The organism is Entomospira culicis (genome assembly GCF_028748145.1).
Classification (GTDB): domain Bacteria; phylum Spirochaetota; class Spirochaetia; order WRBN01; family WRBN01; genus Entomospira; species Entomospira culicis.
Window position 1 is genome coordinate 396,828 of the sequence record NZ_CP118181.1, and the last position, 12,856, is coordinate 409,683.

Sequence of the window (12,856 nt, forward strand, 5' to 3'; positions counted from 1 at the left end):
GTCAATTTTCGTCTAGGTGAGTGTCGATAAATGGAGTATGAAACGGAATATAATGACATTTTTACTCATGTTATCTTTTATGGGTTATAAAGGATATGCATTGGATTGGATCGATGAGCATCTTGATGATCGCGAGCCTGCTCCAGAGGGCGTTCCGTCTGCTGATGGATTGCCCCACGAGAGCGATCTCCAAGCGGAACGATCGTCGCCGGTTGTTCCTGATAATATTGAAGAGCCACGCTTAGAGACACAACGGGTGGAGGTGTTGGAAGAGAAACGTGAGGATCGCGTTTTTGTTACCGATTTTTCGCAAATTGAGCTTCAACACGCCATGAATTTAGAACGATTAAGTTTATCTACGCAAGCCCATGCTGCCTACAATCGCGCTATCGATGTGGCTGCGCTTAAGGGTGATGAGGCGTTGTTACAGGCGCTTTTGGCACGTGCGGGTTTTTACTTGCGTCATCGAGACTTAGATGGGGCAGAGAGCGATTATCGTACTGCTATTGAGTTGGTGGCTGTGGAGCGTCGCTATGCCTTGGCTGACTATGTAGCTAGGGAGTATGCCCATCAAGGTTTTTGGGAGGAGTCGTTACCTTGGTATAGCCGAAAGATTGCCGCCGACCCCAAATCGATTGTCGGATATACCGAGCGCGCTTATGCCTATGTTAAGATTAATCGCTATCGTACTGCCTTGTGGGATTATGATATGGCGCTCTCTTTGGCAAAGGAGCAAGATACCAAAGAGCGTATCGAATTTGAGCGAGCTAAGCTCTACTTTGCACTAGGGGATAGAGAGCGTGCCGATGCAAGTTTTGCGCGATCGCCCCAGAGTGCGCCCTATTTGCGTGTGCGATCGGAATTTTATCGAAGCCAAAATCGTAATCAAGAGGCCATTGATGCCTATGCGCAGTTAATTACGGAAGAGCCAAAATTTGCCAGCGATCATGCGCTACGGGGCGAGTGGCAAGCCCTACGTGGGGAGCATGCTCTGGCGCGAGAGAGCTTTAACAAGGCGATTGAGTTAGCTCCTGAAGATGCATCGATTGTGGCGCGTCGGGCGCACTTTTTGATGGAACAGGGGGATTATGAGAACGCGTTACGCGATTACAGCCGAGCGATTGCCTTACAACCCGATGTGGCGCATCGTTATGCCGAGCGGGCACGCTTGCTGGAGAAAAAGGGCGATTTGCTCTTGGCAATTGCTGACTTTAGCCGTGCTATCGACCTTGAACCAACGCGTGCCTTTCGCTACAATGAACGCGCCGCCGCCTATCAACGACAGGGGCAGGTGCAGTTAGCGCTCAATGATTATGCACAGGCGCTTCGTTTAGATTCTGGTAATGTGACGGCACAGCGTGGCTGGGCAGAACTTCAGCGTCATCAGTAAATCTGCGTAGCTAAAATGAGGAAAAAAGGGGGCGAGGAGAGAAGAATGGGTCGTCATTTATTGCGACGTCCGGTGCGTAAGATTTATCCAGGGTACTTGAAGCGTGATCGCCAGTTGTTGATTAAACGTCTGCTCTTCTCCTTTTTTGTCTTCACTTCGACACTATTGGTGATGGCCTCGGCGGGTGCGCTTACCTATACGGTGAAGCGAGGAGATACGATCTTCGGCATTAGTCAGGCATCTCGGGTGAGCGAAGAGCAGTTACGGCTGGTAAATAATCTAACCGATAACACGATCCGTGAGGGACAAGAGTTGATCATTCCTCATGACTTTTATATGGTGCCCCCTGGCGATGGCTGGTTTGGGGTGAGCCGTAAGAGTGGCGTGCCTTTGGATGTCTTGCTTCGGATTAATCGGATGACCAAAGAGAGTCCGCTTCGGGCATATACCAAACTCAAAATTCCCGTTGCGGCTGCGCTCCAGAAGGTGCATGTGGTGCAAGCTGGGGAGAGTTGGGCGATTTTGGAGGATATTTACGGAGTAAGTGCCGAAAAGATGCGTCAATATTCGGGGATCTCTGCGAAACAGAATTTGGTGGAAGGGATGACGATTATGTTGATTCCCGACCTAGTGGAGACGCATTTGGTGCAAGAGGGAGAGACGCTCTATTCGCTTTCGCGTCGTTATGGGGTGAGCATTGACCAACTGATGCAGTATAACGCGCTCAATACCGATATTATTCGATCAGGACAGCGTTTACGCATTCGCGATCCGTTGGTGGATAATAGTTCTAGCCAGAATTTTGAGCTGGATAATCTTCCCCAAGAGGAGGTGGCAGAAGAAATTGCTCCCTTAATTGATCCTATCGAAATTAAGTATGCCTATTTTCAGCCTAGTCGGCTCTATTTTAGTCGACCACCAACGATTCCGGTGCAACCTAGTGCGCACTACGCCGATCCGCAAGCGACGAGTGTGGAGAGTGATTATGCGGATGCGAGTTTGCTTTATGCCAATTTTAAGGAAGACGTGGCGCAACTACCTGTATTGAGCGATACGCTAAAGGGCTATAAAATTATGCTCGATCCTGGGCATGGAGGCTATGATCCTGGCGCTTTGGGCAGTGTCAATATTGGAGGAAAAACCTACTACTTGGTGGAGGATGAGTATGTCTACGACATTGCATTGCGTCTTTATGCGATTTTGGTGCAACACGGTGCCGAGGTTGATTTGACGATTTTAGCGCCTAATCATACCATTCGTGAAAATAGCGATTTGGAGAGTTTTGTCAACCAAAAGAATGAGGTGTATAACGATGCCAAAGAGAGTCGTCGGCCTGTAGGTGGGCGCTGGGGCTTGCGTAAGCGTGTAGAGATTACGCAACGCTTTTTACGTAATCATCCTAAAGAGAAGAGTATTTTCATGAGTCTGCATGCCGATAGTGGCGATGTGAGTGGATTGGTTCTTGCCTCCGCTAAGTATAGTGATGCTACGAAGCGTCTGGCGGAGAAGATTATTTCTCGTTTTGCTGTGGGCGGGCGTATCCTTGCCGATGAGTATCTGGTGTTAAAGGATAATCCGGCGCATGCCTCGCTCTTGGTGGAGGTACGCACGATGTCTAAGAGTGAAGCTAAGTATCTATTAGATCCTGTTGAGCGTCAAGCGGATGCGCAACGTCTGGCGGATGCGATTCTTGATTATGCTGGGGGAGCTAAATAAGATGAGTAAAGATGAGCGGGAGAAAGCGATATCGATGCTCCCTAAAGATGGGTTTATTCGCGTGGGCAAGCCTGTAGAGATGGCTAGTCGCGATCGGGTGTTGTTGATTCGCAAGGCAAATGAGATGTGGCAGGCAGGCGACATTACGGCAGCGGAGCGTATCTTTGTTACGGTCAATTATGTTGACGGCTTGACACGATTGGGCGATTATTATTATAGTAAACAGGATTTTATTAAGGCGTTGACATACTTTAAGTTAGCTAAGGATGAACAACGTGTAGAAGCAATCACTTTACAGATGGTGCAAGTGATACAACAGTGGTTACAGGAGTAAAAATGAAACTAGTTCGGACATTAATGGTGATGGCATTTTTAACGCTATGGAGCGTTTCGGTCTCGGCGCAAGCGGTAGATATGGTGAAGGTTTTAGAGGCGGCCAAGCTGATTGAACAACGCAATGAGAGTCGTGGTGGGGGCAAGTGGTTTACGCGCGATTGCTCGGGGACAATGAACGCGATCTTTGCGGAGGCGGGTTTTCCTTTGGCAAATCGGCTCAATAAGGCTTATCGAACGGGTATGAGTGGCACGGCAATCTTGCATGCGATTTCTGAAGAGGTAGCGGTGCGCGAGATTCAGGCGGGGGATTTGATCTTTTTTCACGATACATATGATCGTAATGGTAATGGCATCAGCGATGATCCCTTTACGCATGTGGGCATGGTCATGAAGTATGATGCAAGCAGTGGGGTGGTCGATTTTTTACATTACAACACGTGGATGGATACAATTATCACGCAACAACTCAATGTGAAAGAGCCTAGCAATAAGGAGTTAAACGTAATTCTACGCTGGCCTAGCAAGGGCGATACACAGACGAAACGTTATGCTGGTGAGTTAGTGCATAGTTTTGGCAGAATCACCACCTACGCGTAAGTGGCAGTGATTCTGCGATGCATTAGGCTAACGCGATGACTTCAATCTCTACCAACCCATCCTTGGGTAGACGCGCAACTTGAACGGCGCTTCTGGCTGGGAGGTTGGTGGGAAAGAAGGAGGCGTAGACCTCGTTGACGGCGACAAAATCGTTAAGATCTTTCAAGAAGACGGTGGTTTTTACCACTTTGTCTAGGGAACTTCCGGCTTCTTGCAGGACAGCCTGCAGATTGTGGAAAATCTGCTTGGTTTGGGCTTGCACATCGGCACTGACAAAGTCACCAGTTTGTGGATCAATACCTAGCTGGCCGCTGGTAAAGATAAAAACATCTGTCTTAATAGCTTGGGCGTAGGGCCCAATGGCTTTAGGGGCTTTTTCTGTATTCACTTGTTTTTGTATCATAAGCTCATAATAACATAGAATCAAATATTTGTAAAGAAAAGAGCACTATTAATAAGAAAGAAATAGTTAGATTATTTTCGCACTTTTTGGGTTTAGCCTATTGACAAAAAATAGAAAATAGATTATTCTAAGCAAGAGTTTTACATACTGTAGTGTAGGAGAAAATATGGCACAGGTCAGTAAGAATAGCCGTATCGGTTCAGGAGCACAAAAGTTCTTCTGTAATTGCGGTGGCGAAGTAAAAATGAGAAGCCTTTTTCAATCTGGTAAGATGAATCATCTTGCAGAGTGCGAGAAGTGTAAGCGTCAAGAACGCCGTCCTTCGGATTTTAGATAATTTAACTTTGTTGTAAGTGCTTTCAAAGGAGATAGTACATGCCTAATTCACGAGATTCAAGAAAACGAGATCGTCAGTCCAAGTCAGTAAGACTTCATAATCGTAGCTCAAAGAGCGCCGTGCGAACGGTTGTAAAAAAATTCGAGTACGATCTGGATGAGGGTAAGGTTAGTCCTGAAAATCTTCGTTTAGTTATTAAAAATTTGGATACAGCGTCGCGTAAAGGTTTGATTAAAAAAAATGCTGCAGCCAGAAAAAAATCTCGTCTCATGAAAAGAGTGAATAAATTAGGGAAGGTATAAAAGTATCTTCGTTTGAGGTAACTTATGATGGAAGTTGAAGGGAGTGGTCTGCAGACAAAGTTGACCAAAGCCGAGATTATCGATAACATAGAGAAAAAATTGGCTAGTAAGTCTTATTCCGTAAGCAAAAGTGAAATTCATGAAGTTATAGAAGAGTTTTTTGCAGAAGTTAAGGATGGGCTTGCTGGTGGTCGTATTGTTGAGTTAAGAGGTTTTGGTACATTTGAGTTGAGACATAGGGTTGGTAGAGAACGCGCCCGTAATCCTAGAACTGGTGAAACCTTAAAAGTTGATAGTCATTCTGTGGCTGTTTTTAGGCCAGGCAGGGAGTTGAAGAGTAAAGTTTGGTCATATAGATTGATTTAGAATATTTTATGGTCCCTTCGTCTAATGGTTAGGACATGAGATTCTCATTCTCAAAATACGGGTTCGATCCCCGTAGGGACTATCTGGTTTGATCGGAGATTTTTATGAATACGCCTATTTTTGACAGATTGGTATCGTCGCTTTCTGCAGAAGAGCGTAAGAGCATGCTCGAAAGGATGCCCACTGACTCTCCTCAAGAAGAGGACAGTTTTCTTTTGCAGAGAGAAGCTGAAGAAAGGTCTACTATCTCCTTAAGTGAAATTTACCAAAGCATGGGTTTTTGGGCAAAGCTGTGGCTTCGATTTATTGCTTATTTCGATAAGCGAAGTAAAGAAGAGGTTCTACATCAAAGTCTTCTTACACGTTTGAAGAGAAAAGTTGTTACCGAATCTGGAAAGTATGTTGATTTTGGTAAAAATCGCTTTAAGTCTGATTTTTGTTTGCTTTTGGCTAATTTAGCACATGCACTAGATTTTTTAAAGAATCCTATGGAAGATGTAGTTGGTGAACATCGCCGTGAATATAATGCTTATTTGGTAGGCGTGGTTCAACCAGTTTTGCAAGAAAAACTGTTGCTCACAACAGACCCTGATAAGATATTTTCTGCGGATTTTTTCGAAAATGCAGAAGATAACGATATCAATACGAAAGCACGCATTTTGATTGAAGAAAATCTTGAGAAGAGTTTTCGAGATATTAACAATGATCTAAAGGATAAGCTCTATGCTTATGCACGTGGGTTAAATTATTTAGAGAGACTTGTCTCTTTTAACTATGAAAAAGTTATTGCGAGTTACTCGACAGATAATACGTGTACCATTAAGCTTATTTTTAAGCAGTTAAAAAAATTAAACAACATTATAAGTTCTGTTGAATTTTTACCTAACAGAGAGCTAATGCAGACAATTTTTTTATTTAGTTATGCACGTCAGGGTATAGCTGTTGCAGAGATTCCTGCTTTATTGAAGCAAGATATGCTGAAGGTTGAGGAACTTATTCTTCATTTTCGTAAATTTAAAGAGATCCCTCTAACCGACATTCTTTCGATTGTTGATGACGATTATTTTTATGAACCACAAAGCATTGGTGGCGGAGAAGATTGGTTTATTTTGTATCGTAAATTTTGGCAACAACGATCGTTACGTCTTTTTCAGGCATATTTGGTTAAGCGAAAATTTATCGCGCTACAGGTAGAAATAAAGGGTTTTTACGGGCTTAGCGAGACATTGCCGTTGCCTGGATATGATGGAAAGATTTGGTCAAGAGAGATTTTTCGTCCTGTTTATGTGGGCAGTTTGGCTCTTTTAACGCGTTTTTTTCGTGAAATTTATACCTCTCGTGCGGAGTACGCTATCCAAAAGCTCTATGATGAGGGACTTTTTATTAAGCGCGCTAATGCTCAAGAGTTAGCAGATGCATTGGTCTCTATTCCTTTACTAAAAAAAGAAATACAAGAATTTTCTCAAGCAATTTCCCCAGCAGACGGATATTTTTATTTACAGTTACAGGATTATACCCGTGGCGATCGCGTGCATGGGTTAGCCGGCGTGGTGGATTTGATTGAACGTCAGGTTTCTCTGATTTTGGAGCGTAGTTTGGAGATTTTAATGGCGCTTTCGAGTGTTTTGGGCGGTGTTTTAGAGCGTACTTTGGGTGGACGTTATGACACTATCTCTAACTTAGAGAGTCTTGGGCTTAGTCGAGATAATATTATGCAAGTTCGTGGCTTAGTGTTGCAGACTTATCAATTTATGATGGATCAAAAAAGCTTAGAGGAGCGCGTGCATCGTTTGGGCTTGGAGAATGATCGAGAGGCAGAAATGCTTGCTGGTGGACGATAGAGAGAAGAGGAGAAAAGGAATATGGAACTCATTCATCATGAACAATTAAAATTATTGGTCGCCAAGGCGTTGGAGACTTCTTATCGTTCTGAGCAATTGGGTGATAATCTTCTTGAGCGTCTTATTGTAGAGCGTCCTAAAGATGAGAGCTTTGGCGATGTTGCGATTCCTTTGTTTGATTTTGCCAAACAACTTAGACTTTCTCCTGCTGTAATTGCCAAACAAGTAGTTGAGCAGATTAAAAAGGTTGACTCAAGTGTTCATGTCGTTGCGCTTTCTGGGTATGTCAACTTTTTTTGGCACAAGGATGCTTTTACGCGTGAAATTTTGTCATCGATGCATGAGGGTTTTGGTCAAAATGAGAGTTTGTCTGGGGAAAAGATTATTGTGGAATTTTCTGGACCCAATACGAATAAGCCTTTGCATCTTGGGCATATGCGTAATAATGTTTTGGGCGAGAGTTTGAGCCGTATCTTGAAGAATGCGGGCGCGGAGCTCTTTAAGGTGAATATTGTGAATGATCGCGGGGTGCATATCTGTAAAAGCATGCTGGCTTATCAGATGTTTGGTGAGGGTGCAACGCCTGAGTCTACCCAAACCAAGAGTGATCACTTTGTTGGCGATTATTATGTAAAGTATGCGCAGTGGGAGAAGGAACATCCTGAGGTGGAGAACGAAATTCAGGCGATGCTCCATGCGTGGGAGGCGGGCGATGCTCAGGTATTAGAGCTCTGGAAGAAGATGAATCACTGGGCGGTTTCGGGTATTGCGCAAACGTATGAACGCACGGGTGTTTCCTTTGATAAGATTTATTATGAGAGTGAGACATACAAGCTTGGTAAGGATATTGTCCTTGCTGGTGCGCAGAAGGGGGTCTTTTTTAAGGCGGAGGATGGTTCTTTGCGTCTTGATGTGAGTGAAATTACTCCAGAGGATAAAAACAGCGACGAATTACCGACAAAAGTCTTTTTAAGGGCTGATGGCACAAGCATTTATATTACCCAAGATTTAGGTACAGCGGTGGCGCGTTATGAGGATTTTCCTTTTGATCGGATGATTTACGTCGTGGCGCACGAACAACGTCGCCACTTTGAGATTCTTTTTTACGCCCTAGATAAGATGGGGTATCCTTGGGCGAAGCAGTTGCACCACCTCTCTTATGGCATGGTTAATCTGCCTGATGGAAAGATGAAGAGCCGTGAGGGTACAGTAGTAGATGCCGATGATCTTCTTGATACGCTTACTGAGCAGGCGTTGTTGGTGAGTGAAAATGCACAGCGTAAGGCGGATGATGGTGGAAAGGCGCGTGCTTTCGATGTGGCGTTGGGGGCGCTTCATTACTTTTTGTTGCAAATTAATCCAGTAAAAGATATGGTGTTTAATGCGCAGGAGTCGCTCTCCTTTACGGGAAATACGGGGCCCTACTTACAATATACTTATGCGCGTATTGCTGGTATGCTACGTCGATCCGAAGCGAGGTCTCTGGTTGAGCGCTTTTCTCAGCCGAACTATACGCTTTTAAACCACGATGTAGAGTGGCGTCTGGTAAAAATATTGGCGGATTTTCCTGCGATTACACAAAAGGCGGCTTTGGAGTATAGTCCGTCGGTTATTGCGGTCTATCTTTATGAGTTGAGTAAGCAGTACAATAAATTTTATACCGATTTACCTATCTTTAAAGAAGATAACCTTGATGTTGCGGCGATGCGTTTGCTTTTGAGCGACAAGGTGCGCTTGGTACTTAAGCGCGGATTAGAGCTTTTAGTGATTCCCGTTGTGGAGCAGATGTAGCATGACGTTGGTGGAATTGAGTCAACAATTTACTTCTCTATATGATGCAATCGATGAAAAACGGAGGCGTCTTTGACTTTACTGGCTTGAAACGCGAGGTGATGGAGTTGGAGTTGATGAGTCATCATCCTGATTTTTGGAACGATAGGCAAAAAGCAGAAGCAACTTTAGTGAAGATTAAGAAGTTGGCATCGCGCTATCAACCTTGGGAGAAGCTTTATCAGGATGCTGATGAGTTGAGGTCGACGCTAGAGATTGTCAAAGAGCTTGACGATGCGGAGTTGGAAGCCGAGGCGGTGGCGCAATATCTGGCGATGCAGGCAAGTTATAAGACGTTATTGCAACGTGAGCGTCTCCATGAAGAGAGTGATCCCCTCGATGCAATTATTACGATTCACGCGGGGGCAGGTGGCACGGAGTCTTGTGATTGGGTGCGCATGCTTTATCGTATGTATAGCCGATATGTCCAGAGTCAGGGCTTTGAGCAGGAGATTCTCGATGTGCAAGATGACGAGGGTGGCTATCGTGATATCTCTTTTCAGGTTAAGGGTGAGTATGCTTATGGTCTGCTGAAATACGAGACGGGTATTCACCGTATGGTGCGGATCTCTCCTTTTGATGCCGCCGCGCGCCGTCATACCAGTTTTGCCTCGGTTTACGTAACGCCGGTTTTGGACGATTCCATCGTCGTAGAGATCAAGCCCGACGATGTGCGTATTGATACCTATCGTGCATCGGGCGCGGGTGGACAGAAGGTCAATAAAACCTCTTCGGCGGTACGTATTACGCACTTGGCAACGGGTATTGTGGTGGCCTGTCAAAATGAGCGCAGTCAATTTCGTAATAAGGATATCGCCTATTCGATTTTAAAGGGTCGCCTCTATCAACATTATAAAGCTCAGCGCGATCAAGAACGAGAGGCTAATGCTGTGGAGAAACGCGATATCGGCTTTGGTAGTCAGACGCGAAATTACGTCTTTCAGCCTTATACATTGGTCAAAGATGTGCGTACTAAGGCGGAAACCTCGCAAATTCACGCGGTGATGGATGGAAAAATTGATCTCTTTATCGAAGCTGCACTAGAAGAGCAGTGGACTTCGCACTAGTATGATGAGGCGCTATCTTATTCTTATCTATTTCTTATGTCTAGCTTCGTCGCTCTTTTCGGCACAACGATCGTTGCAGACTTTGTCGGCATACCGTATTGCGATGGTGCAACATAGTGATGATCCGCCACAACTCAAACAGCTTTGGAGTGAATTGGAGAGTGAGTTATTGCTTCTTTCTCGTCATCAGGTGAGTGAATTTGCGCACTTTTGGTTGCTTTATCAAGCGAGACTGGAGGAATTTCTTTTTGAAGAGGAGCGACTTAACCGTTTAGAGGAGCAACTGAAAGAGCTTCAAGGGCAGAAGTATCCTAATCTAAAAGCAATTCAGGAACAAAAGCGTAGTATCAAGGCACAGCGCAAGGTGCTTCAGATGATTCCGCAAAAAATCCCCGATTACAAAGTGCCTGAGCAATTACCTATTGAGCTTATTCGCGAGAATGGTGTACTTATCAATGAGTTGGAAGATACGCAAATTGGCATCAATTTTTGGTTATTTGCGGAGTATTCGGCGCTGGATAATCGCTCTTTTTTCTTCTATTTGTATGGGTATGATCGTATGCAAAATCAGCGGGTGGAGCTTTTTCGTGGGGTAATTCTTTGGGAAGATCGTGCTAAAATGTTGCGGAAGGCACTAGATACAGCGCGTCATCTGTGGTTGGGGCGTAGTTGGTCGGCTATTGAATTGGTGGATACGCCTAGTACGTCAAGCTTTCGTCTCCAGTGGCAAGATGATACAGGCGTGCCGAGGATGCCAGCCGTGGAGCAGAGACATTTAGAGAATTTAGCGGTAGATGACGGGCGATTACGCGCGCATGCGGTGGGATTTCAGCGTCAGGAGTGGTATCTTTCGCTCCAAGAAAATACCCGCCACGAGCTCTCTTTTGAGGCGATTGTCAGTAGCGATGACGATCGTTTTATCCGCACGAATATTAATGGGGCGGAGGTCTATTTGGATGGTATTTATCAAGGGCAAGCACCTCTTACTATCCAAGCACGTGCGGGGCAAATGGTGAGCATTGTCGATCGTGCGAAGATTCGTCCGCCATTGATTTACGAAGTACGGGAGGTGGATGAGGAGATATTTTTGCGTTTTTCTCTGCCTATCGATCAACAAAAAGAGTTGATTTTGGCGCAAAAAAAGCAATTTTATTGGTGGGCGGGGAGCTTTATTGTCTCGTTGATTTTGCCTATTGTTTTTTATAATCTCTATCTTGATTATGCACAAAAAGCCAACCGCTATTACTCCTTAGGCTGGGAGTATGAACAGCAACGAGCCTTGCGTATGTCTCGCGGATTTGGTTATGCGGGCATTGGCACGGGGATGCTTTCGGGCGGATTATTGGGAGTAAGTATTTATCAGCTTTACAATTATGTGGAGATCTCTCAAGATCCAACGCATCGCCAAAGAAACGAGGCTGACGATGAGTTGGAAGAGAGTGCGCTTAGTTAATTAGCGTTGATTGTAAGCTTTGAGCCCTGCTTCAATGATGGCGACAGCTTTCTTGATGCTTTCAATATTAAGGACATAGGCGATGCGCACCTCATTTTTCCCTTTATCGGGCGTGGTGTAGAAGCCGGCTCCGGGGGTGAGCATGACGGTGGTTTGATCGACGGCAAATTCGGTGAGCAACCACTTGGAGAAGTCTAGGCTATCCTCTACGGGAAGCCCAACCATAAGATAAAAAGCGCCCTCGGGTTTGCGCAGGGTAACTCCAGGCACTTTAGCAAGGAGATCGCACATGACATCACGGCGTTCTTTAAATTCGGGAATGCTTCGGCGAATAAAATCCATATCTTCACGATAGAGTGCGGCTGCCCCGATCTGCTCGAGGGTCGTGCCACTAAGGCGAGATTGACAGAGTTTGAGAAAGATAGCTGCGAGCTCTTGATTCTTGGTGAGCAGAAAGCCTACACGTGCTCCACAGGCGCTAAAACGCTTGGAGATCGAGTCGATGATAACCGTCTGTTGGGCGACTTCGGGTAGGAGCGAGAAGCTCTTGGTGGCAAAGCCGTCGTAGATATACTCACGGTAAACCTCGTCGGCAATGATCCATAAGTGATGCTCTTTGGCGATTTCGGCGATACGTTTTACCTCTTCCACGCTATAGGTAACGCCAGTGGGGTTAGCGGGATTGGAGAGAAGAATGGCCTTGGTTTTGGGGTGGATGTGGCGCACGATCTCTTCTTTGCTGGGCAGGTGAAAGCCCTCTTCGATGGTAGTGGGAATCCCGTCGATCTCTACCTCGACAACTTTGGCGATCGAGATATAGTTGCTGTAGAGAGGCTCGGGGACAAGGAGGCGATCGCCTGCCTCACAGAGGGCGATAAAGGCGTAAAGGAGCGCTTCGCTACCGCCCGTGGTTACGTAGATTTCATTTTTTTCAAAGGAGGCACCCATATTTTTATAGTAGGTCTGCACCTCTTGAATAAGCTCGGGTACGCCTGCGGAGGGCACGTATTGGAGTTGATGCGACTCGATAGCACAGATGCGTTGAAAGAAGACACTTGATACGTCTAAATCGGGTGCGCCGATGTTGAGATGTAGCACCTTTACGCCTTTCTTGGTGGCCTCTTGTTCGTACGCGGCTAACTGGCGCACTGCACTTGTGGGGATGGCGTTGGATCGTTTTGATGTTGCTAACATGGAAATCTCCTTGGGTATGAATAT

13 protein-coding genes and 1 tRNA gene are annotated in these 12,856 nt (G+C 45.5%); 12 read left to right on the forward strand and 2 right to left on the reverse strand.

Annotated features, from left to right (window positions below; genetic code table 11):
• The first annotated feature begins 37 nt into the window (after positions 1 to 37).
• Genes PVA46_RS01880 through PVA46_RS01895 form a run of 4 tightly spaced genes read left to right on the forward strand, consistent with a single transcriptional unit; the run spans position 38 to position 4,039 of the window.
• Positions 38 to 1,390 carry a tetratricopeptide repeat protein gene (locus PVA46_RS01880; protein WP_167695081.1) on the forward strand — a complete coding sequence of 451 codons (1,353 nt, stop codon included), beginning with the start codon at positions 38 to 40 and terminating at the stop codon, positions 1,388 to 1,390.
• A gap of 45 nt (positions 1,391 to 1,435) precedes the next feature.
• Entirely contained in the window at positions 1,436 to 3,106 is a 1,671-nt protein-coding gene (locus PVA46_RS01885) for a LysM peptidoglycan-binding domain-containing protein (protein ID WP_167695082.1), read from the forward strand.
• Between the two features lies 1 nt (position 3,107).
• Complete coding sequence (locus PVA46_RS01890; RefSeq protein ID WP_167695083.1) at positions 3,108 to 3,440, forward strand: SH3 domain-containing protein; 333 nt, start codon at positions 3,108 to 3,110, stop codon at positions 3,438 to 3,440.
• Between the two features lie 2 nt (positions 3,441 to 3,442).
• On the forward strand, positions 3,443 to 4,039 hold the full coding sequence (locus PVA46_RS01895; protein ID WP_167695084.1) for an NlpC/P60 family protein: 597 nt from the start codon (positions 3,443 to 3,445) through the stop codon (positions 4,037 to 4,039).
• Positions 4,040 to 4,061: 22 nt separating this feature from the next.
• On the opposite strand, the gene PVA46_RS01900 is transcribed toward PVA46_RS01895, so the two are convergent.
• Entirely contained in the window at positions 4,062 to 4,439 is a 378-nt protein-coding gene (locus PVA46_RS01900) for a RidA family protein (RefSeq protein ID WP_274360332.1), read from the reverse strand.
• Between the two features lie 169 nt (positions 4,440 to 4,608).
• On the opposite strand from PVA46_RS01900, the gene PVA46_RS01905 reads away from it, so the two are divergent.
• From PVA46_RS01905 to PVA46_RS01940, 8 genes are all read left to right on the forward strand, one after another.
• On the forward strand, positions 4,609 to 4,779 hold the full coding sequence (locus PVA46_RS01905; protein ID WP_167695086.1) for a hypothetical protein: 171 nt from the start codon (positions 4,609 to 4,611) through the stop codon (positions 4,777 to 4,779).
• 38 nt (positions 4,780 to 4,817) lie between these two features.
• On the forward strand, positions 4,818 to 5,081 hold the full coding sequence (gene rpsT / locus PVA46_RS01910) for a 30S ribosomal protein S20 (protein WP_167695087.1): 264 nt from the start codon (positions 4,818 to 4,820) through the stop codon (positions 5,079 to 5,081).
• Positions 5,082 to 5,105: 24 nt separating this feature from the next.
• Positions 5,106 to 5,447 (forward strand): HU family DNA-binding protein, encoded by a 342-nt coding sequence (locus PVA46_RS01915; protein ID WP_246226688.1) that lies wholly within the window; start codon positions 5,106 to 5,108, stop codon positions 5,445 to 5,447.
• 10 nt (positions 5,448 to 5,457) lie between these two features.
• Positions 5,458 to 5,529: transfer RNA gene (locus tag PVA46_RS01920), tRNA-Glu, on the forward strand.
• A 22-nt stretch (positions 5,530 to 5,551) separates the two neighbouring features.
• Positions 5,552 to 7,288 (forward strand): DUF5312 family protein, encoded by a 1,737-nt coding sequence (locus PVA46_RS01925; RefSeq protein WP_167695088.1) that lies wholly within the window; start codon positions 5,552 to 5,554, stop codon positions 7,286 to 7,288.
• A 21-nt stretch (positions 7,289 to 7,309) separates the two neighbouring features.
• Positions 7,310 to 9,079, forward strand: a complete 1,770-nt coding sequence (gene argS, locus PVA46_RS01930; protein ID WP_167695089.1) for an arginine--tRNA ligase — start codon at positions 7,310 to 7,312, stop codon at positions 9,077 to 9,079.
• A 1-nt stretch (position 9,080) separates the two neighbouring features.
• Positions 9,081 to 10,185 (forward strand): peptide chain release factor 2 gene (prfB, locus tag PVA46_RS01935; protein ID WP_246226690.1). Its coding sequence is split into 2 segments (ribosomal slippage): positions 9,081 to 9,152 and positions 9,154 to 10,185, totalling 1,104 coding nucleotides; the frame shifts between segments, so codons are not numbered across the junction.
• A 1-nt stretch (position 10,186) separates the two neighbouring features.
• Positions 10,187 to 11,638 carry a PEGA domain-containing protein gene (locus PVA46_RS01940; RefSeq protein WP_167695091.1) on the forward strand — a complete coding sequence of 484 codons (1,452 nt, stop codon included), beginning with the start codon at positions 10,187 to 10,189 and terminating at the stop codon, positions 11,636 to 11,638.
• Here PVA46_RS01940 and PVA46_RS01945 read toward each other — a convergent pair whose 3' ends face one another.
• Positions 11,639 to 12,832 (reverse strand): pyridoxal phosphate-dependent aminotransferase, encoded by a 1,194-nt coding sequence (locus tag PVA46_RS01945; protein WP_167695092.1) that lies wholly within the window; start codon positions 12,830 to 12,832, stop codon positions 11,639 to 11,641. It abuts the gene before it with no gap.
• Positions 12,833 to 12,856: the final 24 nt, after the last annotated feature.